Genomic DNA, 24,486 nt, shown 5'->3' with positions numbered 1-24,486 from the left:
TGTTTATTCACCGAGCACATGAGCGGCGTGTTGCTCGACGATCTCCTGGACCTGCAGGGCTTCGTCGGGTGTCAGCACTTTCCTGAGATCAAGGAGAAGAATCAGCTTATCGCCCAGCTTTCCAACGCCTGACAGGAAGCGGTGATCAAAATCTTTCAGGGTTGGCGGGGTTTCCTCGATGTCCTCGTCGTTAATCCGGACGATCTCGGTCACATTGTCCACCGTAAAGCCAAGGAGCATATCGTCCATATTGACGATGAGCACCTTCGTGTTCTCGTCATTGGCCTTTTCAGGCAGGTTAAACCGCTTTCTGAGGTTGAACACGGTGAGCACCCTGCCCCTGAGATTGATAAGTCCTTCAATGAACGGAGGCGTGTTGGGAACTTTGAAAACCTCCTGGGGTTTGATGATCTGGTATATCTGGTTTATGCTGATACCAAAATTCTGATCGGCAACACTGAATTTGACAAGCTGCTGGACTGCCATAACAGGCCCCCCTCATTTTTCTTCCTCACTTCATTTATTTACCCACTAAACCTTTGCTGTAACAAGGAATTCATGACCTGTAGGAGCCATTTATCCTGACATAATCGTAGGTCAGATCACACGTCCAAATCCTGTCGTCCACCGTGCCCTGGTTCAGGTCAAGGGTGATGACCACTTCAGAAGTCTGGAGCACCTTGTAAGCCTCCTCCTCATCAAAGGGGACAGCACAGCCGTTTTTGCAGACCAGAACGTTACCCAGGAGGATGTCCACCTTGCCGGGATCAAAGTTTGCTCCGGAATAGCCTGCTGCGGTCATAATCCTGCCCCAGTTGGCATCGCTGCCGAAGATGGCCGTCTTCACCAGGGGCGATTTGGCGATAGCGTTCAGGATAAGATGGGCGGTTTCCCTGTCAGGAGCATGCTTCACATTGATTTCTATCAGCTTGGTTGCGCCCTCGCCGTCCCTGGCCAGCATCTTCGCAAGCTCAACCGAGACTTCCTTCAGGGCTTTTACGAAGGCATCATAGGCGGGTCCCTCGCCGTCAATCACCGGATTGCCTGCCAGGCCGTTTGCCAGGATTAATACCTTGTCGCATACGCTGGTGTCACCGTCGATCGAGATGCGGTTGAAGGACATGTCGGCCGCATCGCGGAGGGCCCTGTCCAGCATCTCGCGGCTGATGCAGGCGTCTGTAGTAATGACGGAAATCATGGTGGCCATATTGGGATGGATCATGCCCGAGCCCTTGGCCATGCCGCCAATGGTGATGGTATGACCGCCGTGCTCATATACCCGGACGGCCTCCTTGGGGAATGTGTCGGTGGTCATGATGGCCCGTGCCGCTTCATTGCCTCCATCAGTGGAGAGCGCCCTGAAGGCTTCCTCCAGACCGGCTGCTATTTTGCCCAGATCCAGCCTGTAACCGATAACGCCTGTGGAACCCAGAAGCACATCCTCGGCCTCACACTGAACCAGGCGGGAAACTAGTTTTGCCATCTCATGGGCGTCCCGGTCGCCGGCCTCTCCCACGCAGGCGTTGGCGCAACCGCTGTTGATGGCGACGGCCCGCGCCGTGCCGCGGCTGATCATCTTCTGGGACCATTTCAGGGAATGTCCCTTCACCACGTTTTTCGTGAAGATGCCCGCGCATGTGGCAGGAACATCGGAAACAACAAGAGCCAGATCCTTTTCACCGTTTTTCTTAAGGCCGCATGCCACGCCTGCAGCCCGGAAACCCAAAGCGGCAGTTACACCCGTCTTTGCCATGATACCATCCTCCAATACTGTATGCGAATGAAGCGAATACGCATTGAATGGATTAATTATACATGAAGCAAAGCCGGCAGGCAAGAAAAGGATGCCGCGCCGCCGGCAAACCCTAATGGCTGTGGGTTGGAGACCGAATGATGCTTCAGGACTGCCTTAACGTATAGAGGTCGGGAGAAACCTTGTGGAGCGCATCGGGCAGACTGTCAAAGGGGCAGAAGACGGAAAGGCGGTGCAGCGGTCGGGTCATGGCCGTGTAGAGCAGCCCGTTTTCATGCGGATCGGTATAATCGTCCGCCCTGAGAAAGACCACCATGGCTGCGTCAAACTCAAGGCCCTTTGCCAGATAGCCGGGCATGACCATGACGCCTTCAAGGCCATACTCGTAATCCTCATCCATAAGCCTGAAGGGTACAGGGGATTTTTCCAGGTGCCCTGAAAGCGCGTCATAGAGCATGGCTGCGTCAGCCTGGGTCCTGGTGATGAGGGCCACCGTTTTGTACTTCTTTTCGTTCAGCGCGTTCAAAGTTTCCTTCAGGGCGCGGCAAAGCCCCTGGAAATCCCCGCACAGGATCAGTTCGGGCTTTTCGCCGTGACGGCCGAAACATTCGCCTTCCGCCATCCCGGCAAAGCCGGCCGAGAAGCGGTTGATTTCAACGGTGGAACGGTAGCTTTTGCTGAGCCGCATGTATTCATAGTCGTCCGGTGAGATGAGCCGGGCGATGGCCTCCAGATCTCCTCCGGATGCATAGGGACTGATGTTCTGGTTGATATCGCCCAGGATGGTGATCCCGGCGGAGGGGAAAAGCCTGGCGAGCGCCTTGAACTGGAGCGGCGAGTAATCCTGTGCCTCGTCCACGATCAGATGCTTCACGGACGTATCGGGTGCGGTTTCTCCCAAAAGCAGGGAAAGATAAAGCACTGGCCCGGCGTCTTCAAAACCCAGAAGGCCGGCATCCAGGTTTTCAAGGGTGTAGCTTCTCACCGCGTGGACAATGGCGCTTCCCGGGGTTTCCAGGGCATCCGTGCAGGCGTTCCAGACTTCATCCTCCTCAAAAAGCTTCCTGTAAAGGGACAGGGTGTTCACGGAAAACATCCTGTTGAGCTGTTCCTGGAGGGGCCCGATCTCCTGTCCAAGCTTTACCCTGGACAGAGCCCTGGCTTCCCTGCTGTTGAGGTGACTGTCTTCATCCTGAAGTTCTTCGGCCTTTTGCCGCTGGTGCTTCTTTTTTAAAGCCCGGAACAGATCGCTGACCCTGTTTTCCATTCTCTTGAGCCGTGCAGCGGGAGGCATGCCGGCAAAATCGTGGTGGAAAAGCCGGGATAGTTCTTCCCCTGTCAGGAAGGTCTGACCCCGGAACCGGATATCTTCGAAGGGGAAAAGGTGATCTACGGCAAATTGGGCCAGGCGATCCATGATTTTTACAAAGGTCATGGACGATTTGAACCGGATGGCCTCGCGCATTTTCCTGCCGTAATTTGTGTTGGCGATTTTCAGAACCTGCTCCAGCAGCTGCGGGTGGGTTTGCATGCGCTGGTAGCCCAAGGGCATATATTTTCTGACAATGGCATGGAAGGTTACGCCCTTGATTTCGTCCTCGCCCAGTTCCGGCAGTACATCGGACAGATAGTCACCCAGGATATCGGTGGAGGACAGGATGACCAGGTTTTCGGCCTTGATGTGTTTCTTGTGACGATACAGAAGATAGGCGGCCCGGTGCATGGCCACCGATGTTTTGCCGCTGCCTGCGGCGCCCTGGATGGCAAGAACCCTTGATGTCTCATTGCGTATGGCCGTGTTCTGTTCCTTCTGAATGGTGGAAACGATATTCTTGAGCTTGGTTCCCGCATTGGAAGCCAGCATTTCCTGCAGGATTTCATCCCCGATGGCCAGGCTGGAATCAAAGAAATAGATCAGGCGACCACCTTCGATCTTGTACTGCCTTTTCAGGGTGATTTCCCCACTGATGCGTCCTGCGGGGCACAAATAGGAGGCCGGTCCTGTCTCATAGTCGTAAAACATGCTGCAGACAGGGGCCCGCCAGTCATAGATCAGGATCTTCATGGTGTCCTCGTCGGTGAGGGAAGTGATGCCGATATAGATCGGTTCCGGCTCGGATCCCGACTCGGCGAAATCGATCCTGCCAAAATAGGGGGAAGAGAACTGGCGATCCAGGCGGACGATATCCTTCATGGTTTGCTTGGACCAGGCCATATTCTGCTTCAAAAAACCGATATGCTGCATGAAATCCGAGATGCTCTCCAGGTCCAGCATGGCCCCCGAGTCTTCCCACATGTTCCTGTTGATGTCGGCCTGCTGATGGATCAGGTATTCCTTTTCAGCCAGTTTCTTTTTTAATTGTGCGGAAATGAATGCGAGGATTTCTTCCAGGTGTTCGGATTCAGCCTTCCAATCCGGGTGCATAATCTCCTCCTGCGGTTCCTTGACTTGTACTTATTTTATGTGTAAAGATTGTATCAAACTCATGGAGAATATTACAGACTTACAACATACCAAAAAATAGTGTAAAATTAAGCTGGGAGCATTGACCGGCATACCGGTGTTTCAGCATGGATTGGAAGGATTTGCATTTGAGCCTGTTCAGTGAGATAATAAAAGGAATGGGCTGATGCAATTATATGCTGAAGGATATTTCTGTGAATATCCGCCGAAAATGTGTACCGGAGATGATGGCTTTGAACCATAAACTCAAGGACAAAGCGACAGACAGGCTTTTTGAAGCGATTCTGACACTTAGGAACATCGAGGAATGCTACAATTTTTTCGAAGATCTTGGCACGGTTGCCGAGATAAAGGCTTTTGCACAGCGTTTTGAAGTAGCCAGCATGTTGATGGATAAGAAAACATACAGGGAAATACGGGAAAAAACGGGAGCCAGCGAGGCGACCATCAGCCGGGTCAACAGGGCTCTTTTTTATGGTGCGGATGGTTACAAGCTGGTCCTGGAACGCCTGAAGGAAAAGGAAAGCGAGAAGAAGGACTGACGCTCTGCCCCGTCATGAAAGGATGGACTGAAATAGATGGCAAAATTTCTTGAAAAGATTTTCGGCTCTTATGCCGAAAGGGAACTGAAACGCATCACACCCATTGTGGATGCGATAGAGGCATTGGAGCCTGAGATGAAGGCACTTTCCGATGCCGAACTCCGGGCAAAAACAGATATCTTCAAAGCCAGACTGGCCAAAGGGGAGACCCTTGACGATATTCTCCCCGAGGCTTTCGCAGTAGTGAGAGAAGCCGCTACCAGGGTTATCGGGGAGCGGCATTTCAGAGTGCAGCTCATGGGCGGCATCGTGCTTCACCAGGGAAGAATCGCCGAGATGAAAACCGGTGAGGGTAAAACCCTGACGGCAACGCTTCCCCTTTATCTGAACGCCCTTGAAGGAAAGGGAGCGCATCTTGTAACCGTCAACGATTACCTGGCCAAGTACCAGGCCGAACTCATGGGCAAGATCTATAACTTCCTCGGGCTTTCCGTGGGTGTCATCGTCCATGATATGGACAACGACGCCAGGAGGAAAGCCTACAACTGCGATATCACCTATGCCACAAACAACGAACTCGGCTTTGACTACCTGCGCGACAACATGGTGGTCTACAAGGAGCATATGGTGCAGCGCGGCCTGCATTATGCCATTGTGGACGAGGTGGACTCCATCCTCATCGACGAGGCCAGAACCCCTCTGATCATTTCAGGTCAGGGCGAGGAATCCACTGAGCTGTATGAACAGGCTGATCGGCTGGTCCGGAGACTGAAAAAGGTGGTCTTCAGGGAGACCGACGACAGGCAGCTCAGCGACGAGGTGGACGCCGACTACATTGTTGACGAGAAGGCGCATACCGCTACCCTGACAGCCAGGGGTGTCAAAAAGGTTGAAGAGTATTTTCATATAGAAAATCTTTCGGATATCGAGAATATGACCATTTCCCACCACGTCAACCAGGCTCTGAAGGCCCACGGCCTGATGAAAAAGGATGTGGACTATGTCGTCAAGGACGGGGAGATCATCATCGTTGACGAGTTCACAGGCCGCCTCATGTACGGCCGCCGCTACAGCGACGGGCTCCACCAGGCCATCGAGGCGAAAGAGGGGGTCAAGGTTGAGCGGGAGAGCAAGACCCTGGCCACCATCACCTTCCAGAACTTTTTCAGGATGTATCACAAGCTGGCGGGTATGACCGGTACGGCTCAGACCGAGGAAGAGGAATTCCGCGCCATATACAAACTGGATGTCATTCCCATTCCCACCAACCTTCCGGTTATCCGCATCGATCATCCCGACGTGGTCTTCAAGACCAAGAACGGCAAGTTCAACGCCGTGGTACAGGATATTCTGGAAAGCCACAAAAAGGGTCAGCCCGTGCTGGTGGGCACCATCTCCATTGAAACCTCGGAATTTTTGAGCGGTATCCTCCGTAAGCACGGCATCAAGCACAACGTCCTCAATGCCAAGTATCATGACAAGGAAGCGGAAATCATAGCGCAGGCCGGCAAGCTCGGCGCCGTCACCATTTCCACCAACATGGCCGGTCGTGGTACCGACATCAAGCTGGGCGGTAACCCCGATTTCCTGGCCCGGCAGGAGATGCGGAAGATGGGCATGGATGAAAAGCTCATCATGGCTTCGGTCAGCTTCAATGAGACCGATGATCAGGAGATCCTCAAGGCCAGGAAGATATACAAGGAATTGTATGAAAAGTTCAAGGTTGAAACCGACAGGGAGAAGGAACTGGTCATCAAGGCCGGCGGCCTGAAAATCATCGGTACCGAGCGCCATGAGTCCCGCCGCATCGACAACCAGCTGCGAGGCCGTTCGGGGCGCCAGGGCGATCCCGGCGAATCCAGGTTCTATATCTCCCTGGAAGATGACCTGATGCGCCTCTTCGGCTCCGAACGAATGATGCGGATGGTGGAGATGCTGGGACTTGAGGAGAATCAGCCCATCGAAGCCAAAATGCTGTCCAATGCTATCGAGAGCGCCCAGAAGAGGATTGAAGGCATCAACTTCCAGCGAAGAAAGAGCGTTCTCCAGTATGACGACGTGATGAACACGCAGCGCGAGGTCATTTATGGCGAGCGGTACAAGGTCTTAAACGGCGAGAACCTGAAGTCCAATATCCTGAACATGATCGATGCCGTGTCCAGGAATATCGTGGACATGTACTGCAGCGATGATGTACCGGCCGACGACTGGGATCTGGCAGGAATGATAGCCTATGCGGAGGATATTCTTCTGCCCAAGGGCTACCTGAAGCTGGAGAGCATCGATCTGGAAACCGTCAGGACCGACGAACTGAAGGAGATGATCCGCCAGAAGGCCTGTGAGCTCTATGAACAGAAGGAAGCCGAGTTTGGCGAGGAACTCATGCGGGAACTGGAACGCCGTGTGCTTCTGCGAGTTGTGGACGAGAAATGGATGGATCACATAGACGCCATGGATCAGCTCAAGTATGGCATCGGTCTCCGCGCATACGGACAGAAGGATCCCGTTGTTGAGTACAAGCGCGAAGGCTTCGACATGTTTGAAGAGATGATCCGGAGCATTCAGAGGGACACGGTCAAGATGCTTTTCCACATCAAAAAGGAGAACATTGTCATACAGCGGCAGCAGGTGGCCAGGGAGACTTCGGCCACCCATGGCGAGTCCCAGGCTTCCAGGCAGCCCAAAAAACGCGAAACGGCCAAGGTGGGCAGAAACGATCCATGCCCCTGCGGCAGCGGCAAAAAGTACAAGAAATGCTGCGGAAGCAATTTGTAGGCCGAAGGACGATATGGGAAGAGGTAGAAACGGGGAGGATTTCCCCGTTTTTTATCTTTTGTTAGCGAAATCGGCGGACAAGGCTGCAAATGGCCTGTTTTACAATTTTTCCGGAGGATTGCAAGCGTATTTTTGCATAAGATATCCGTAGAGGCCTTCGACGCCTATTGTGAAAATCTTACGAATAGTGATACAATAAATGAGAATTGGATAAAACCCGGAATCATGCTGACAGGATATGTAATATTGATGGAAATCAGTGCATGATAAGGCTATAATGTTCTTTGGAGGGGTTTTATGTTTGATATCAGGGAAGAAATGAAGCATTTCAGGCCTATCGATTTGGCCAATTTGCGGCAAAAGCTCGGCCAGATTCCAGAGGACATGCAGCATGCCATAGAGTTGTACAATAAGGCGCTTGAGGATGTGGCCGGCCAAAATGAGGATATGGCCATCATCGCGCTCAAGAAAGCCATTGCCATATATCCCGCATTTTATGAAGCCATGAACCTGATGGGCGTATGCTATGACAGCCTCGGGGACGAGGAGAGCGCCCGCATCATGTTCAACAAGGTCATCGAAATGGACGACAATAGCATCCGGGCGCAGCATTACCTGGACAGGCTGGATGGCAAGGAAGAAGGAAAAACACCCGGCAATGTCAGGAGCAAGAAGCGGGAAAAAAGCCAGCTTGCCTCATGGATCAGCCGGGGATTGTCGCCGGAAAAGGCGGCTCCTTATTATTTGAAGTACATACTGGGATTTGTGGTCGGTATCATCGCCATGGGTGTTCTGTGGCTTTTGGTGCCGGCTGATAAACCATTGCTCCAAATCAGCCCAAGGGTGGACGGCGAGCAGCAAATCAAGGTTCTCAAGGAAGACAATGAGCGCCTGAACCAGATTGTCAACGAGCTGACATCGAGCCTGGAAACCGCTAACCAGAAGGAAAGCCAGCTTCGCAATGAACTGGTTCAGTACCAGGAATGGAGCAAAACGCTCAGGCAGCTGGACAAGCTTGCGTCCGCCGGAAAGTACAGGGATCTGATAATGGAGATCGAGAAGCTGGACGGGCTTTCCATTCCCTCCGAAATAGAAAATGAAATCATGCTGCTCTATGATGAATGCAAACCCAAGGCCATCGACCAGATCTATGAGTCGGCCAGGAACCTGTACAACGGCAACGCTTCCAGAAAGAGCAAGGACGTGTACCGGCAGGCGGCGGACGAGTTCAAGCTGGCCATTAAAATCATGGAAGAGCTTGATGAGAACAGTAAGCCCAAAAACATGCTCCCGATCTATTACTACGGCGGTAAGGCCATTGCCCTTTCCGAGTATCCTTCCAGGGACGAAGCCCGGGAGGAAGCGCTGAAATGCTTCAGAACCATTGTGGAGGTTGCGCCCAATACGGAGTATGGCAGGTATGCCCGTGCCAGGATCAGTGAAATTGAGGCAGGCAAGACCATTAAGCATTGATGGATGAACAAGGCATCGATAAGGCAGCAGAAAAGGCGGTTGAACATCTGTTCAACCGCCTTTCATCATGCCTTGTTATTCGGCTTTTACAAGCACCTTTTTCAGCTTGGCAAAGCGAGGCAGCCCATCTTCCATGGGCGGACGGGAATCGCCCTGGATGAGCGGGAGCGCATAATCGATGAAGGCCTGGGTAAGGCCGGTGCCGTCTTCGTTGATCCATTCCCTCGGAATCTTCTTCTCGGTGTTGGCCACTTCGGAAAGGTTGACCAGCACGTAATTGCACTTGTAGTTGCCGTTCGCATCGGTGGTTCTCTCATAAGCCACCATGCAGTCTGTTGCGCCCTCAACGGCAAACTGCACAGCCTTCTGTCCGGCAGTGAAAGCCTCTTCCACGTCGGTTGCGGATGCGCAATGAGCGGCACATCTCTGGAGCAGGGAGAACTCAATGGCCCTGGCCTTGCACTTGAGTTCCTTCTTCAGCACGGAGGCAAGAACCTGGCCTACACCGCCGAGCTGAGCATGACCGAAGGAGTCCTTTTCCTTGGCCAGATCGGAGCCATACTCGGAGACGTACCTGCCGTCCTTGTCGCGGATACCTTCGGAAACGGCCACGATGAGCTTACCGTTGTTCTTTTCATATACCTTCTTGCAGTCTGCAATGAACTTGTCCATGTCAAAGACGATTTCAGGGAGATAAATCAGATCGGGGCCTTCTCCCTTGTAAGCGGCCAGAGCGGTGGCAGCGGTGAGCCAACCCGCATTGCGTCCCATAACTTCAAGCACGCAGACCATGGGTGTGTCGTAAACCCGGGCATCATGATAAACTTCCATGGTGGCAGTGGCCACATACTTGGCGGCGCTGCCATAACCGGGGCAATGGTCGGTGGCATAAAGGTCGTTGTCAATGGTCTTGGGAACGCCGATGACGCGGCACTCGTAGCCGGCTTTCTGCATAAACTTGCTGACCTTGTTGCAGGTGTCCATGGAGTCGTTGCCGCCGTTGTAGAAGAAGTAACGGATATTGTACTTCTTGAATACCTCAAGGAGCTTGTTGTAGTCGGTGGGGTCCTTGTCCGGATCGGCCAGCTTGTAACGCACCGAACCAAGTGCCGATGAAGGTGTGGTCTTCAGAAGCTCCAGTTCCCTCGGATCTTCCATCGACATATCATAGAATTTCTCTTCCAGTATGCCGCGGATACCATGGGCGGCACCATAAACCTTGTTGATGCAGCCTGTCTTGAGAGCTTCGGTGATAACGCCCGCAGCGCTGGCATTAATGACGGAAGTGGGTCCGCCGGATTGACCGAATATCGCATTTCCTACCAGTTGTGCCATGAATTTTTCCTCCTATCATTTATGTTAATTACATTATTTGAGACATAGGAAAGTATCTGGCCACCGTCACGCACATCCTGCCTGAAAGCCAGTATATCCGGCTTGTCGGGAAGAATACGGCCATACGGTATAAAAATTCAGACTTAAATATACCATAAAGTACCCTCAAGCGCAATGACAAGCGCAAATCCAACAGCTTAAAACACGGTGTATCCGGAAGAAAGAACGTGTCCTGCCAAATCCGGCCGGGCTTTTAAAAAGCGCATCGCAAGGATTGCTGCCGCCGTTTACAGTTTGGGTAAAGGCGTGCTATAATGGACTTGCCTTCCGTGCCGTATCCCGGAATCGGCATGTTGGCAGGGAATGGCTATACTGCAAGGAAAAAGCAGGCGACAGAATGTTTCCTGATCCGTTCAAGGACCAGTGCCGGTTCGGCAATGGGGAATGGTTATGGAAAAGCGCATAAGGATTCTGAGTATCATCATCCTGTTCATCAGCCTGATCCTGATCGCGGTTTGCGCGGATATCATGCTTATCCGACAATGACACCATCTTCTCAGAGAAGAAAGGTTTCTGCGGATCCCTCTCGTTGCCTGAATGCCTTCAAAGAAGGCTGTCACAACTATCCGCAGGTTCGCATCAGACTGGGCCAATTGAAAAATTTGTTGTTCCCGACTGTTGTCCATAACTGAAAGTATGATATAATATTAACGATTGCGCGGGACCTGAATTTGCGAAAAGTTATGTATACAAAGTACATACTTTATCTTTTACAAGTACAAGGAGGGTAAACCATGGCAAAAAAAATGAAAACGATGGACGGTAATACCGCGGCGGCATATGCGGCCTATGCCTTTACCGAAGTTGCGGCAATTTACCCCATCACTCCATCTTCACCTATGGCTGAATCAACCGACGAGTGGGCAGCCCGCGGGCAAAAGAATATTTTCGGGCAGCCTGTCAAGGTTGTTGAAATGCAGTCCGAAGCCGGAGCAGCCGGCGCGGTCCATGGGTCACTTCAGGCTGGCGCATTGACGACTACATATACCGCGTCCCAGGGATTGCTCCTGATGATTCCGAATATGTACAAGATCGCAGGGGAACTGCTTCCGGGCGTGTTCCATGTTTCAGCCCGTGCTGTCGCATCCCATGCGCTTTCCATTTTCGGCGATCATTCCGACGTTATGGCTGCCAGGCAGACAGGCTTTGCCCTGCTTGCTTCAGGCAGTGTCCAGGAAGTTATGGACCTTGGCTGTGTAGCCCATCTTTCCGCCATCAAAGGACGCGTTCCTTTCCTGCATTTCTTTGATGGTTTCAGAACCTCCCACGAAGTCCAGAAGATCGAAGTGCTGGATTATGAGGACCTGAAGAAAATTGTCGACTGGAAGGCTATTGAGGAATTCAGAAACCGCGCCCTCAATCCCGAGCATCCGGTTACAAGGGGTACCGCTCAGAACCCCGATATCTTCTTCCAGGCCAGGGAGGCCAGCAACCCCTTCTATGAAGCTATTCCGGATGTAGTAGCAGAATACATGAAGGAAATCTCCAAGCTGACCGGAAGAGATTACAAGCCTTTCAATTACTATGGCGATCCTGAGGCCGAGCATGTCATTGTCGCCATGGGCTCTGTCACGGAGACTATTGAAGAGGTTGTGGATTATCTCCGGGCCAGGGGCGAAAAAGTGGGTCTTCTGAAAGTGCGCCTGTACAGGCCCTTCTCGGCCAAGTACTTCTTCAACGAGATGCCCAAGACCGTCAAGAAGATCGCCGTTCTTGACAGGACAAAGGAACCCGGCGCCATCGGCGAGCCTCTGTATCTGGATGTCAAGTCCCTGTATTATAAAGCTGAGAACGCACCCGTTATCGTAGGCGGCCGTTATGGTCTCGGCTCCAAGGACACCACACCAAGCCAGATCCTCAGCGTGTTCAAGAACCTGAAGCAGGATAAGCCTAAAGATGGATTCACCATTGGTATAGAAGACGACGTAACCCATCTGTCGCTTCCTGTGGATGAGTGGATCGTGACCGAGGATCCCAGCACCATCCGCTGCAAGTTCTGGGGCCTTGGATCCGACGGTACCGTTGGTGCCAACAAGAGCGCCATCAAGATCATCGGTGACAAGACCGAGCTCTATGCACAGGGCTACTTCTCCTATGACTCCAAGAAGTCCGGTGGTATCACCGTATCCCACCTGCGCTTCGGAAAGAACAAGATCCGTTCCACCTATCTCATCGATGAGGCAGACTATATCGCCTGCCACAATCAGGCCTATGTGGGCAAGTATGACCTGATTGCAGGTCTCAAGAAGGGCGGAACCTTCGTCCTCAACTGCCAGTGGAAACCGGAAGAGCTTGATGAAAAGCTCCCTGCAGAGCTGAAAAGGCAGATTGCCAACAACGACATCAATTTCTATATCATTGACGCTACGGATATTGCCAGGGAGATTGGCCTGGGCAACAGGATCAACATGATCATGCAGGCTGCCTTCTTCAAGCTGGCCAACGTGATTCCCATTGAGGATGCCGTGAAGTATCTGAAGGATGAGATCGTCAATTCCTACGGTAAGAAGGGCCAGGCGATCGTCGAGATGAACTACAAGGCCGTCGACAGGGGCATCGATTCCCTGGTGAAGGTCAATGTGCCTGAAAGCTGGAAGACGGCACAGGATGAAAAGGTTGCCGAGAATGAGGACAGGCCTGAGTTCATCCGCAAGATCGTTGATACCATGAACGCCCAGAAGGGTGACACGCTGCCTGTCAGCGCCTTTGTCGGCCGCGAGGATGGTACCTTCCCGATGGGCACCAGCGCCTATGAGAAGCGCGGTATTGCCGTTACCGTTCCCGAGTGGCAGCCTGATAAATGCATCCAGTGCAACCAGTGCTCTTTCGTATGCCCGCATGCGGTTATTCGTCCCTTCCTCCTGACAGAGGAAGAAAAAGCAGGCGCTCCTGCCGGCATGGTTACAAAGCCTGCAACTGGACCTCAATTCAAGGGCCTGGAATACAGGATGCAGGTTTCCGTACTGGATTGTACAGGATGCGGCAACTGCGCCGATATCTGCCCTGCCAAGGAAAAGGCTCTCGTTATGAAGCCGCTCGAAAGCCAGATGGGCGAAGTGGAGAATTGGGATTACCTCAATAAGAACGTCACATACAAGGACAATCTGGCACCGCTGAACACGGTCAAGAACAGCCAGTTTGCTCAGCCGCTGCTCCAGTTCTCCGGCGCATGCGCAGGCTGCGGTGAGACACCTTACCTGAAGGTTATCACACAGCTCTTCGGCGACAGGATGATGATCGCCAATGCTACCGGATGTTCCTCCATCTGGGGTGGCTCCGCTCCCAGCACCGTTTACTGCACCAACAGGGAAGGCAAGGGTCCGGCCTGGGCGAACTCCCTCTTCGAGGACAATGCGGAATATGGTCTTGGTATGCTGCTTGGTATCAACCAGATCCGCGACAAGATCGAGGATAATCTGAAGCAGCTGATCGCGCTTGATGTGGCTCCTGAAGTTAAGGCTGCCGCTGAGGCCTGGATCGCCAACAAGAATGACGGCGAAGGATCCAAGAAGGCTTCCGCAGAGCTCCTCAAGGTGCTTGAAAACTTCAAGCCCTGCGAGAAGTGCGCAGATCTTGTAGAAGATGTCCTGAAGAAGCGCGATTATCTGGTGAAGAAGTCCGTATGGATCGTCGGCGGTGACGGATGGGCTTACGACATCGGTTACGGCGGACTGGACCATGTGCTTGCTTCCGGCGAAGATGTCAACATCCTCGTATTTGACACCGAAGTTTATTCCAACACCGGCGGTCAGTCCTCGAAGGCTACGCCTACCGCTGCGGTGGCCAAGTTTGCCGCTTCCGGTAAGAAGGTGAAGAAGAAGGACCTTGGTATGATCGCTGCCACCTACGGCTATGTATACGTGGCTCAGGTGGCCATGGGCGCCAACATGAACCAGTTCCTGAAGGCTGTCATGGAAGCTGAAGCCCACAAAGGACCTTCCATCATCATCGCTTACGCGCCTTGCATCAACCACGGTATCAAGGGCGGTATGTCCCGCACCCAGACCAGGGAGAAGCTCGCCGTGGAATGCGGATACTGGCACCTCTGGCGTTACATCCCCGAGCTCAAGGCCCAGGGCAAGAACCCGTTCGTTCTGGATTCCAAGGAGCCTACCGGCAACTTCCAGGACTTCCTGAACACCGAGGTACGCTTCACATCCCTGAAGCAGACATTCCCGGAAATCGCCGACGAGCTCTTTGCCAAGGCCGAAGCCGATGCCAGGGAGAGGTACGAAACCTATAAGAGAATGGCTGCTATGGGCTGATAAGCTCAAAAGCTGATAAAGCCGCCCCACAACGGGGCGGCTTTTTGCTGATTGATTTCATGTTCGGATACTGTTTTTGGGGAAGCCGGTAAGACTTCTTGCAGTTATTGTTAAGGGTGATATTGATGGCATAATCCTGTTCTCTTGGCAGATTTACAATGTTTTTGAAGATGAAAATTAGCCGAGTCAAACATTCATGTAGAAGTGATTAACGCGTACAGGTATAACGCGTAAGCGTTTCAGAAATTCTTCTTATTGGTTCTTATAATAAAACACCGCCAGCTGAGTCCGGTCCCGAAGCTGGAGCTTTTCCAGGATGACGCTAAGGTAGTTGCGCACGGTGCCTTCGCTGAGGTATAGGGCGGAGGCGATCTCCTTGTTATTCATGCCCTCGGCCACTAAGGCGATGATCTCGGCTTCCTTTTCGCTGATGCCGTATTTTGAGAAATCGGGTTTACGGTTCTTCTGCAGCATGTCAGGAATCCTGGAGACGATATCGTCTCCAAACACGCTTTGCCCGTTGTAAACGGCTTTCAGGGAAGGGACGATGCTCTCATAGTTCTGCTTCAGGATGTACCCGCGGGCCCCCATCTTCAGGGCACGGATGATGTATTCGTCGTCGGAGAAGGTGGTGAGGAAAAGAATCCTGGCTGCCGGATCGGATGCAAGGATGATCTCGGCGGCGTCCAACCCGCTCATGCTGGACATGCGGATATCCATCAGGAGAATATCCGGTTTATGGTGCCTATACAGATCGATGGCATCCTGGCCGCTGCAGCCGATACCCACAACTTGTACCTCGCCGCTGGCTTCCAGAATAGTTTTCAGGGAAACGCCCACCAGTTTGTCATCGTCTACGACCACAACTTTCATGGCTTATGACTCCTTCGGTATGGAAACAAAGATTTCAAATCCCTTTTCATTTCGGATACGGACAGTCCCCTTTAATTTTGCCACACGTTCATGGATGTTTTTAAGTCCCATGCCGGAATTTCCAGGCTGCCATTCACCGTCCGCGGCCAGGTTCAGGCCTTGTGCGGGCTTGCTGCCATTGTCGCGGATGATCAGCTGGCAAAGGGCCGGATGCTCACGAAGGATGATCCTCGCTTCGGTAGCATCGGAATGCTTGGCAATATTGGATAAGGCCTCCTTCACAACGGACAGCTGGCAGTAGGTGACAGGAAGCGGCGGCCTGTTTACCAGATCATCGGTGAAATGGACGGGGCAGAAGGCAAACTCCCTGATGATCCGGTAAATCTCGGCATGCAGATCAATGGAGGCGTCATGCAGGTTATGAATACTCTGCCGGATGCTGTCCATGCCGCCCGACAGGGTTTCCTTGAGCGTCATAAGGCCTTCCTTGATGGCCCCATCCTGGCATATGGCCAACAGGGCGCCCACCTGGAGCAGAGTGCTGGAAAGCACGTGCCCGATATTGTCGTGGATATCCCTGGCGATCCTGTTCCGCTCGGACAGGGTGGCCAGGTTGATTTCATAGTCCTGCTTCTCCAGCAGTTCCTTGTTTTTGGCTTCCAGTTCAAGGAGCATCTCCTTGGCGGTATCCCTGAGCCTCCGATATTCCCTTTCCAGATGGATCAGCCGGGATGTGCGCCATTGCATGAACCAGGCCATTCCAATGAAAATGGCAATGCAGACCATACCCATAACGGGAAGCACGTTTCCGTGGGAAATGACGGGCATGATGATCAGGGGAAGAATCCATGGGCTTTCCCACAGGAGGGCATCATACATCATGACGGGGATGAAATAGAACCAATCGGGAATGAAGAGGCTCGCAATAAGGTAAGCCCCGGCTGTAACACGGACCAGGATCCGCTTTTCAAAATAGGCGTTGAAGGCGCTGAAGGTGACGACTACCAGTACGGGAACATAGGAAAAATCAGCCGTCACAAGGAAGTAGACAGCGAGGCAGCATAAAAACAGAACCAGCTTGTCGAACAGCGTGTTGGCCGATACCGGCATCATGCTATGGGGTTGGGGTTTGCCACGCTCCATCATCATATACCTGTTTTATCATAACGGAGCCAAGCAGTACAAGTGATAAGAATGTGACAATTGTCATCTGAAATCCTTCTTCCTGTCACTTCATCCCACCCTGTGCCTTTTCCTAAAATGAAACTGTAAAGGAGGAATGGCTATGGTCATCAAGGTGGAGAATCTCGTCAAACGGTATGGCGATCTGATAGCGGTGGATCACCTGAGCCTGGAGGTGCAGCAGGGTGAAATCTTCGGTTTGCTGGGACCCAATGGCTCGGGTAAAACAACGCTCATCAACTGCATCCTGGCGCTTCTCAAGTATGACAAGGGCAATATATCCATCTTCGGAAAACCCATGCGGCCTGATGCCTATGATATCAAGAGGGATATCGGGGTCATCATGCAGAACGTGGCCGTATTCAACGAACTCACGGTTTATGAAAACATCGACTATTTCTGCGGTTTATATGTTAAAGACAAGGCGGAGAGGAAGCGTTTGGTGGAAGAAGCCATTGAATTTGTCGGCCTCAATGATTTTCGCTCCTTTTATCCCAAGAAGCTCAGCGGGGGCCTGTTGAGAAGATTGAACATCGCCTGCGGCATCGCCCACAAACCGAAGCTCATCATCCTGGACGAGCCTACCGTGGCTGTTGATCCCCAGAGCCGCAACAATATCCTGGAAGGAATCGTGAGGCTCAACAAGCAGGGAGCCACCATCGTCTATACCTCCCACTACATGGAGGAAGTGGAGCAGATCTGCACCCGTATCATGATCATAGACAAGGGCAGGATCATCGCCACAGGAACAAAGGAAGAACTGAAATCCATGATCAATATCGGAGAAATTGTTTCAGTGGGATCGGTTGAACTGAACCAAACCCAGCTGGAAACTATACGGCGCCTTCCCAATGCCAGCCAGGTGGAGTACGAAAACCACAACCTGACCGTCACTTTTGCGAAAGGCAGGAGCAATTTGCTGAACCTGATGGATCTGCTCAGAAAGGAAAACGTGGATTATGGCAGCGTATACTCGCAACTGCCCACCCTGAACGACGTGTTCCTGGAGTTTACCGGAAAACAGCTCAGGGATTGAGGGAGGGAGCAATATGTTCACACATGTTTTTAAGTATCGGCTGAAATGTTTGCTGAGGGATAAAGTTGTCCTGTTCTGGACAATACTTTTTCCTATCGTGCTTTCAACCCTGTTTTTTACAGCGTTTTCCAACTTAAACAATGCCGTCAGTTTCACAAGCGCAAAGGTTGCCGTAGTAGATAATGAGGCATACCGGAATAACAAGCCTTTTCAGGAAGCTCTCGTATCGGTCTCTGAAAAGCGGGATGAGCAGGAGCCTTTGCTGTCCGTAGAGCTTGTTTCTTCCGATGAAGCTGAAACGCTTCTGGAACAGGGGAAGGTCCACGGCATCATCCTTTTGGATCCCGATATTAAGCTTGTGGTGAAGCAGTCAGGCATGCACCAGTCCATTATTAAAAGCTTTCTGGACCAGTACCGCCAGATTAGCGCTTCCTACGGGACGGTTATTCTGAGAAACTTCGATATACCGGCCAATGGCGACACGTTAACGCGTTTTCCGGCCGATGATTATTTAACCGAACTGCCCCTGGGAAAAAACAAGACAGATAACACCGTAACCTACTATTATGCCCTTTTGGCCATGGCCAGCCTGTATGGAGCGTTCTGGGGTCTTAGGGTTATCGGCGAGGTACAGGCCGACCAATCCGCCAACGGAGCCCGTATCAACCTTGCCCCGGTTCATAAGATGAAAACACTTCTCGCCGGTATACTGGCTGCCTGGATCATACAGTTCGTGGAACTGTCCCTCCTGCTTCTGTATATGATCCTGGTTCTGAAGGTGCCTTTCGGCAACCAGGCGGGCTATATCCTTCTGACCTGTCTTGTCGGTGCGCTGGCCGGCTTGACATTGGGGACCCTGGTAAGCGGCCTTGTCAAGCGGAACCTGGGACTGAAAATTGGTGTGCTGATTGGCTTGTCCATGCTCATGTCAGGGCTTGCCGGTCTTTATTTCGCACCTTTCAAGTATATCGTCATCAAAGCTGTTCCGATGCTGGCCTATATTAACCCGGCCAACCTCATCACGGATGCCCTCTATGCCCTGTACTACTATGACACCTATCATAGGTTTGCTTTGAACATTGCCCTGCTGTTGGCCTTTTCAGCCGTGTTCCTGCTTCTGACCTATCTGACCGTAAGGAGGGATCGCTATGCCAGTATTCCGAGCATACAGGAGGATAATTAAGAAGAACTTATCCCAGTTGCTGATCTATCTCGCTGTGTTTATTGGACTTGCCGCTTCCCTGCTGAGCAGCGGCGCGGCTACTCCTGCAGACACCGTGTTTTCCGACGCCAAAGTTAAGTTGGCTTTTGTGGACGAGGCTGATTCCTCCATCCTGACCGAGGGGCTCAAAGCTTATCTTGAGCGGTATGCAAATATGGTGGATGTGAAGCATGACAGGACTTCCTTGCAGGATGCCCTTTTCTTTGAGGATGTGGATTACATTCTCAGGATACCTTCAGGGTTCACCGAAGACTTTATGGCAGGCAGACCGATTGAACTGGAAAAGACCAGCCGGCCAGCCTCTTTTTCATCGGTGTATCTGGACATGAATATCAATAAGTTCCTGAATACGGCAAGGTTCTACCTGGCCAATATTCCTGGTATCTCTCAGCAGGAATTGGTCGCACAGGTCATTGACGACCTGTCGGTTGAAACGGCTGTGGAAATCAGGAGCAAGGTGGAAGATATTAATGTCGGCGACAACATCACTTCGTTTTTCAACTATATGTCCTATGTGCTCCTGAGCCTCTTGATCCTGGGGATTGGAACCTTTATGATGGTCTTCAATCAGAAGGACCTGCGCAGCAGGACCCTCTGTTCATCGGTTCCCCTCAGGCAGCAGAACATGCAGATCCTATGGGGAAATCTTATCTATGCCGTGGTTTGCTGGATGGTCATGATGATCCTGGGCTTTGTGATGTATGGCAGGACCATGCTGGCAAAGCCGGTTATGCTGATGGCCCTCAACGCCTTTGTCTTTACCCTGGTAGCCCTGAGCATAAGCTTCATGGTCGGCAGTACGCTTAACAGCCGCAATGCCCTGTCGGCAGTCACCAACGTCGTAAGCCTGGGTATGTGCTTTACCTGCGGTGTTTTTGTTCCTCAGTTCATGCTAGGGGAAAAGGTCCTGGCCTTTGCACAGATCTTTCCTGTATACTGGTATGTGAGGTTTAATAACGAGATCATCAATCTTGGGAGCATTGCTTTGGAAACATTCAAGCCATTCCTGGGCTATATGGGCATGCAGCTGGGGATAGGGGTGGCCATCCTGGCAGTAGCCCTGGTGATCATCAAGCAGAAGCGCCAGACATGGGAAGCCTGATGATGGATAAGCACATATTTGCATATATATCATTATCCTGTAGAAGGATTGACCAGTATCTATGCTTGAACAGGACATATATTGGTCAGGTAGATCCGTAAAGGAGGATTTGAGCTTTTCCTGGCTTATTGCCTGTTTATCATATGGCATTGAAGCATTACCTGTAGTGGTTTATAGGGGATTGTCATGAAAACGGGTCGTATCATGGCTATTTGCTGTATAATGGGTCTGGCGGTTATGGCAATATTGGTGTCAGCGCTCTTTTTCCCGCTGCGGGAGAGCGACTTGTGTGGAGACACCCTTAAAAGAGCGGGCCAGTTATATCGAGCGGATATAGTGGACTTTGCGCTGCTCGATAGCAAGTGCAATAACAACGGCAAAGCCTTTATATATCGGTTCCGGCTGGAAAATGGCACTGAAATGAACTATGCGGTTTCTTACTATAAACATTTTGCTTTTCCTCGTTACCGGTTTGCGTCCTATGCCGATTACTCCAGACCTGATTTCAGCGGTGTGCTCATAGCAGAGGGTATACCCTATGAGACAGTATACGATATAACCGATTACGTATTGAAATATAAGGATTCTACCCTCAACAGACGTTTGATGATCATGCTGATCAGTTCAGCAGGCGCAGCTTTTATTTTTGCTATGTTATGGTTCAAACGGCGGTACTCCGGAAAGAACGTATAACCGGTGAAAACGGCTTTCGAATCTGGTATCCGGTATTCAGACTGTGGGTGTATAATAAGAGTAAACCGAATCAGTGTGTGGCCCGGCCCTAAATCCATGAGCATTATGAACATGTCGCATTTTGCTGCCGGTATCATGAGGAGAAATTGCCATGACCAACATAAATTCTGTCATCGAGCGGCAGAGAGCCCTTTTTTTTAAGCGATGGCACCAAGGATATTTCGTTTCGGATGGATACCCTCAGGAAGCTGAAATCTGCCATCAAGGCCCATGAACAGGACATTCTGGATGCCCTGAAGCAGGATCTGAACAAGTCGGCTTTTGAAGCTTATGCCACTGAACTTGGTATCGTTTATGCCGAACTGGATGATGCCATCAGGCATCTTCCCAAATGGGCGGGGAAAAAGCGGGTAAGGACACCCATCATGCATTTCAAATCCTCTTCGTATAGGGTGCCGGAGCCCTATGGCGTTGTGTTGATCATGTCCCCGTGGAACTATCCTTTTCAGCTGGCCTTCGCGCCCCTCATCGGAGCCATGGCCGCAGGAAATTGCGCGGTAGTGAAGCCCTCGTCCTATTCGCCCCATACCTCATCCCTGATTGCGAAAATACTGGGCGGATGCTTTCCGGAAGAATATATTGCCGTCATTGAGGGCGGAAGGGAGGCCAACCAGGAGCTTCTGAAACAGAAGTTCGACTACATCTTCTTCACAGGAAGCGTCGGCGTCGGAAGGACCGTGATGGAAGCCGCATCCAGGCATTTGACCCCGGTCACGCTGGAACTGGGCGGGAAAAGCCCGTGTATCGTGGATAAGAATGTAGACCTTGAACTTGCGGCAAGAAGGATTATCTGGGGCAAATGCCTGAACAGCGGGCAGACATGTGTTGCGCCCGATTACCTGCTGGTTCACAGGGATGTAAAAGACAGGCTTATCATGGCCATGGAAAAAGCCATAACCGAGTTTTTCGGCGACACACCATGCCGGAACCCCGAATATCCCAGAATCATCAACGAAAAGCACTTCAACCGCCTGAAAGGGCTGCTCAGCGACGGGAGAATCCTGGTGGGCGGTGATGTCAATGAGGCGACGCTTCAGATAGCGCCCACCATTGTGGATCAGGTCAGCTGGGAATCTCCGGTCATGCAGGAGGAAATCTTTGGCCCCATCCTGCCGGTCCTGGAGTTTGAGGGTATCCATGAAGTGATTACAGCAGTAAACAGCCGTCCCAAACCTCTGGCGCTGTATCTTTTCACCAACGACAAAAATGTGGAAAAGCGGATCATCAAAAGCATTTCCTTTGGCGGCGGGTGTATCAACGATACCATTGTCCACCTTGCAACATCCTACATGCCCTTTGGCGGCGTGGGAGAAAGCGGGATGGGAAGCTACCACGGAAAATGGAGCTTCGATACCTTTACCCACTACAAAAGCATCATGAAAAAGTCCATTTGGCCGGACATCAGGCTCAGGTACCCGCCATATAGGGATAAGCTGGGTTTGCTTAAGAAGTTCATGTAGCCTGCCACTACAAGGGGAAAATGGCGGCTTCAGGCTGACATATCCCAGGTATTTACTGTTCCCGTATCTGCCCTTCAGCGTCTGCTATATGGAACGGACCGTCCAGTTTAACGTAAATGGAGGTATCTGAATTGTTTGAAGTAAGAGAAATTCACAATAAAGACCAGAAAACCAGCATCACCCTTGAGATCATGCATGCGCTGCCGGAATGGTTCAGTCCGCCGGAGGATATCGACAGAAAGTCGGTGACACACAGGGAGATGCCTTTTTTCGCCGCCTTTGACGGGGATAGGGCCATCGGCTTCATCGCATTGAAAATACAAAATGCGTATACCATGGACATGTATAACCTGGGTGTGCTGAAGGAATACCATAGGCAGGGGGTGGGCGGCGCCTTGCTATAGGCGGTGGAAGATTATGGCCGGAGAAACGGGTTCAAGTTCATCACCGTCAAAACCCTCGACGCTTCGGCCGATTATGAGCCCTATGACCGAACCCGGGCTTTTTACTTCAAAAACGGGTTTTATCCGCTGGAAGTCTTCCCGCTATTCTGGAATGAGGAAAACCCCTGCCCGTTCCTGGCAAAATACATCGGTTAAGACTGATGATGTGAGAGATCCAGCTTGCCCGCGATCTCAAAGGGGGAGTGGGGAAGCTTTTCACCGTACACCAGGCGCATGGCGCAGCGGGCCAGACGATCGCCCACTATTTGCTTGCCCTGGGGATGCAGATCGTTGTGCTCGCCCAGGTCAAAGGCCGCTGCTATGGCGGTTTTTGGAATATCCAGCGCAAGCCATTGCTGCTGTCTCATCAGGTGCCAGTTGGGTCCGCCTTCCCAATGGGGAAGTTCCACGAACAGGAAGGGGAGTTCCTGACCCCAATCCGCACGCCAGATGTTAACCATCCTTCTGAATTTTTCCGCGTATCTTTCAGGGTTTTCGGCATCGGCCTCGCCCTGGTACCAGATCACCCCTTTCACGGCGAAACGCCGCAAGGGGGCTATCATACCGTTGTAGAGACCGGTCGGCTTGTATTGGAAAAAGACCTCCGGAGCGGGAGGGATCGTCGTCGCGCCGCGGCGGAATCGCCAGGTATCGTTTAAATTGACGGATCCGGCGTCGGTGACCAGCAGATATTGCTTTCCCGGTGTGAAACACCCGCCGTCCTTGCTGATGACGCGGATGGCTATCACGCAGCGCCCCTCAGGCAGCGCGGGTATCACATATTCCCTGGGAGGATATCTGTAGGTGGTGTTTCCCACCGGCTGTCCGTTGACATAGACCATATCCCAGTCAAGTAAAGTTCCGAGAAAAAGGGTGGCCTTTTTTCCCGCAAGCTCGGGCGGGATGTAAAGGGTCTTCCTGAACCATACCGAACCGCAGCCGGGCCAGGGCTCGAGAAGCTGCCGCTCCTCCCAGTCCCCGTCGTCGTACTCGGGCGCATGCCATTTTTCATGAAGCCCGGGATCGGAGGCATCGATTCCATTGAAGAAGCTTTCCCAGCGTTTGGCTTCTTTGGCCTGAACCCTTGCCACATAACCGTCGTCCGCGCACTGTTCGGCTTCCTTAATGAGCTCCGGAAAATCCGCCAAAGCGCCCTTGCTCATCCAGGCGTGGATGGGAGTGCCGCCCACAGCCGACAGGATCAGTCCGACGGGGACGTGATAGCGTTCATAAAGGCGTTTGGCAAAAAAATAGCCCACGGCGGAGAAATCCTGGATGGTTTCAGGTGTCGCGGCGGCCCACCGGCCTCCTTCCAGATCATCCTGGGGCCCATGGAAATTGAAGCGCTGGGGAACCGTGAACTGCCGGATGTTGGGATTGGGGGAGGCTATCTCCTCCGGATACATATGCCTGACCCGGGCCATGGGGATCTGCATGTTGGACTGGCCTGAGCAAAGCCATACATCGCCGATGAAAACATCCCGGATGGTGATCTCATTGATAAACATGGTATGGGGCCCTCCGGGAGCCAGGTCACGCAGAAGGATCTCCCAATGGCCGGAGGCATCGGGAAATGCCTTATATTGCTTTCCTAAAAACGTGAGGGTAACGGGCCTATCGGCCTTTCCCCAGATTTTAACCTCGGCATGCCTTTGAAGCACCATGCCGTCGGAAATGAGTTGAGGAAGTATAACGCTCATGCTAACCGTCCTTTCGGAAAAGTTTTCAATAAATTTCGGGATTCCATT

General features: G+C 52.1%; 17 protein-coding genes and 1 pseudogene. 11 read left to right on the top strand and 7 right to left on the bottom strand.

Annotated features, from left to right (window positions below):
- Window positions 1-3: 3 nt before the first annotated feature.
- The 3 genes from F3H12_RS03795 to F3H12_RS03785 form a co-directional block, all read right to left on the bottom strand.
- Window positions 4-486, bottom strand: a complete 483-nt coding sequence (locus tag F3H12_RS03795; protein WP_149678027.1) for a chemotaxis protein CheW — start codon at window positions 484-486, stop codon at window positions 4-6.
- 70 nt (window positions 487-556) lie between these two features.
- Window positions 557-1,753 carry a bifunctional glutamate N-acetyltransferase/amino-acid acetyltransferase ArgJ gene (argJ, locus tag F3H12_RS03790; protein WP_149678026.1) on the bottom strand — a complete coding sequence of 399 codons (1,197 nt, stop codon included), beginning with the start codon at window positions 1,751-1,753 and terminating at the stop codon, window positions 557-559.
- Window positions 1,754-1,898: 145 nt separating this feature from the next.
- Window positions 1,899-4,178 carry a HelD family protein gene (locus tag F3H12_RS03785; RefSeq protein WP_149678025.1) on the bottom strand — a complete coding sequence of 760 codons (2,280 nt, stop codon included), beginning with the start codon at window positions 4,176-4,178 and terminating at the stop codon, window positions 1,899-1,901.
- 266 nt (window positions 4,179-4,444) lie between these two features.
- Here F3H12_RS03785 and F3H12_RS03780 point away from each other — a divergent pair, with 266 nt between their 5' ends.
- The 3 genes from F3H12_RS03780 (at window position 4,445) to F3H12_RS03770 (ending at window position 9,007) form a co-directional block, all read left to right on the top strand.
- Window positions 4,445-4,759, top strand: a complete 315-nt coding sequence (locus F3H12_RS03780) for a YerC/YecD family TrpR-related protein (RefSeq protein WP_149678041.1) — start codon at window positions 4,445-4,447, stop codon at window positions 4,757-4,759.
- A 36-nt stretch (window positions 4,760-4,795) separates the two neighbouring features.
- Window positions 4,796-7,534 carry a preprotein translocase subunit SecA gene (secA, locus tag F3H12_RS03775; RefSeq protein ID WP_149678024.1) on the top strand — a complete coding sequence of 913 codons (2,739 nt, stop codon included), beginning with the start codon at window positions 4,796-4,798 and terminating at the stop codon, window positions 7,532-7,534.
- A 297-nt stretch (window positions 7,535-7,831) separates the two neighbouring features.
- Complete coding sequence (locus F3H12_RS03770; protein WP_149678023.1) at window positions 7,832-9,007, top strand: tetratricopeptide repeat protein; 1,176 nt, start codon at window positions 7,832-7,834, stop codon at window positions 9,005-9,007.
- Window positions 9,008-9,082: 75 nt separating this feature from the next.
- Here F3H12_RS03770 and F3H12_RS03765 read toward each other — a convergent pair whose 3' ends face one another.
- Window positions 9,083-10,342 (bottom strand): 6-phosphofructokinase, encoded by a 1,260-nt coding sequence (locus F3H12_RS03765; protein ID WP_149678022.1) that lies wholly within the window; start codon window positions 10,340-10,342, stop codon window positions 9,083-9,085.
- A 794-nt stretch (window positions 10,343-11,136) separates the two neighbouring features.
- On the opposite strand from F3H12_RS03765, the gene nifJ reads away from it, so the two are divergent.
- Window positions 11,137-14,667 carry a pyruvate:ferredoxin (flavodoxin) oxidoreductase gene (nifJ, locus tag F3H12_RS03760; protein WP_149678021.1) on the top strand — a complete coding sequence of 1,177 codons (3,531 nt, stop codon included), beginning with the start codon at window positions 11,137-11,139 and terminating at the stop codon, window positions 14,665-14,667.
- Window positions 14,668-14,919: 252 nt separating this feature from the next.
- Here nifJ and F3H12_RS03755 read toward each other — a convergent pair whose 3' ends face one another.
- A complete protein-coding gene (locus F3H12_RS03755) occupies window positions 14,920-15,540 on the bottom strand; it encodes a response regulator (protein ID WP_149678020.1) in 621 nt (206 codons plus the stop codon).
- Window positions 15,541-15,543: 3 nt separating this feature from the next.
- Window positions 15,544-16,686, bottom strand: a complete 1,143-nt coding sequence (locus F3H12_RS03750; RefSeq protein WP_188118350.1) for a sensor histidine kinase — start codon at window positions 16,684-16,686, stop codon at window positions 15,544-15,546.
- Between the two features lie 139 nt (window positions 16,687-16,825).
- On the opposite strand from F3H12_RS03750, the gene F3H12_RS03745 reads away from it, so the two are divergent.
- From F3H12_RS03745 to F3H12_RS03715, 7 genes and pseudogenes are all read left to right on the top strand, one after another.
- Complete coding sequence (locus tag F3H12_RS03745; protein ID WP_149678018.1) at window positions 16,826-17,758, top strand: ABC transporter ATP-binding protein; 933 nt, start codon at window positions 16,826-16,828, stop codon at window positions 17,756-17,758.
- Between the two features lie 13 nt (window positions 17,759-17,771).
- A complete protein-coding gene (locus F3H12_RS03740; protein ID WP_149678017.1) occupies window positions 17,772-18,941 on the top strand; it encodes an ABC transporter permease in 1,170 nt (389 codons plus the stop codon).
- Complete coding sequence (locus F3H12_RS03735) at window positions 18,907-20,082, top strand: ABC transporter permease (RefSeq protein ID WP_149678016.1); 1,176 nt, start codon at window positions 18,907-18,909, stop codon at window positions 20,080-20,082. Before F3H12_RS03740 ends, F3H12_RS03735 begins: the two co-directional genes overlap by 35 nt.
- Before the next feature lie 186 nt (window positions 20,083-20,268).
- Window positions 20,269-20,775 (top strand): hypothetical protein, encoded by a 507-nt coding sequence (locus F3H12_RS03730; RefSeq protein WP_149678015.1) that lies wholly within the window; start codon window positions 20,269-20,271, stop codon window positions 20,773-20,775.
- A gap of 151 nt (window positions 20,776-20,926) precedes the next feature.
- A pseudogene (locus F3H12_RS03725) lies at window positions 20,927-22,295 on the top strand (aldehyde dehydrogenase).
- A 131-nt stretch (window positions 22,296-22,426) separates the two neighbouring features.
- Window positions 22,427-22,699, top strand: a complete 273-nt coding sequence (locus F3H12_RS03720; RefSeq protein ID WP_188118349.1) for a GNAT family N-acetyltransferase — start codon at window positions 22,427-22,429, stop codon at window positions 22,697-22,699.
- Between the two features lie 3 nt (window positions 22,700-22,702).
- Entirely contained in the window at window positions 22,703-22,894 is a 192-nt protein-coding gene (locus F3H12_RS03715; RefSeq protein ID WP_149678012.1) for a hypothetical protein, read from the top strand.
- Here the strand turns inward: F3H12_RS03715 and F3H12_RS03710 are convergent.
- Window positions 22,891-24,438: a sialate O-acetylesterase gene (locus F3H12_RS03710; RefSeq protein WP_149678011.1), complete on the bottom strand. Its 1,548-nt coding sequence runs from the start codon at window positions 24,436-24,438 to the stop codon at window positions 22,891-22,893. The genes F3H12_RS03715 and F3H12_RS03710 overlap by 4 nt on opposite strands.
- Window positions 24,439-24,486: the final 48 nt, after the last annotated feature.

It is taken from the genome of Thermoclostridium caenicola, assembly GCF_900142095.1.
GTDB lineage: Bacteria > Bacillota > Clostridia > DSM-8532 > DSM-8532 > Thermoclostridium_A > Thermoclostridium_A caenicola.
This window is presented reverse-complemented; position numbering and strand designations above follow the sequence as displayed.

What these genes read in the sequence shown, in the direction of transcription:
- F3H12_RS03795 (WP_149678027.1), bottom strand. Translation starts at nt 486, where the DNA reads ATGGCAGTCCAGCAGCTTGTCAAATTCAGTGTTGCCGATCAGAATTTT.
- argJ (WP_149678026.1), bottom strand. Translation starts at nt 1,753, where the DNA reads ATGGCAAAGACGGGTGTAACTGCCGCTTTGGGTTTCCGGGCTGCAGGC.
- F3H12_RS03785 (WP_149678025.1), bottom strand. Translation starts at nt 4,178, where the DNA reads ATGCACCCGGATTGGAAGGCTGAATCCGAACACCTGGAAGAAATCCTC.
- F3H12_RS03780 (WP_149678041.1), top strand. Translation starts at nt 4,445, where the DNA reads ATGGCTTTGAACCATAAACTCAAGGACAAAGCGACAGACAGGCTTTTT.
- secA (WP_149678024.1), top strand. Translation starts at nt 4,796, where the DNA reads ATGGCAAAATTTCTTGAAAAGATTTTCGGCTCTTATGCCGAAAGGGAA.
- F3H12_RS03770 (WP_149678023.1), top strand. Translation starts at nt 7,832, where the DNA reads ATGTTTGATATCAGGGAAGAAATGAAGCATTTCAGGCCTATCGATTTG.
- F3H12_RS03765 (WP_149678022.1), bottom strand. Translation starts at nt 10,342, where the DNA reads ATGGCACAACTGGTAGGAAATGCGATATTCGGTCAATCCGGCGGACCC.
- nifJ (WP_149678021.1), top strand. Translation starts at nt 11,137, where the DNA reads ATGGCAAAAAAAATGAAAACGATGGACGGTAATACCGCGGCGGCATAT.
- F3H12_RS03755 (WP_149678020.1), bottom strand. Translation starts at nt 15,540, where the DNA reads ATGAAAGTTGTGGTCGTAGACGATGACAAACTGGTGGGCGTTTCCCTG.
- F3H12_RS03750 (WP_188118350.1), bottom strand. Translation starts at nt 16,686, where the DNA reads ATGATGGAGCGTGGCAAACCCCAACCCCATAGCATGATGCCGGTATCG.
- F3H12_RS03745 (WP_149678018.1), top strand. Translation starts at nt 16,826, where the DNA reads ATGGTCATCAAGGTGGAGAATCTCGTCAAACGGTATGGCGATCTGATA.
- F3H12_RS03740 (WP_149678017.1), top strand. Translation starts at nt 17,772, where the DNA reads ATGTTCACACATGTTTTTAAGTATCGGCTGAAATGTTTGCTGAGGGAT.
- F3H12_RS03735 (WP_149678016.1), top strand. Translation starts at nt 18,907, where the DNA reads ATGCCAGTATTCCGAGCATACAGGAGGATAATTAAGAAGAACTTATCC.
- F3H12_RS03730 (WP_149678015.1), top strand. Translation starts at nt 20,269, where the DNA reads ATGAAAACGGGTCGTATCATGGCTATTTGCTGTATAATGGGTCTGGCG.
- F3H12_RS03710 (WP_149678011.1), bottom strand. Translation starts at nt 24,438, where the DNA reads ATGAGCGTTATACTTCCTCAACTCATTTCCGACGGCATGGTGCTTCAA.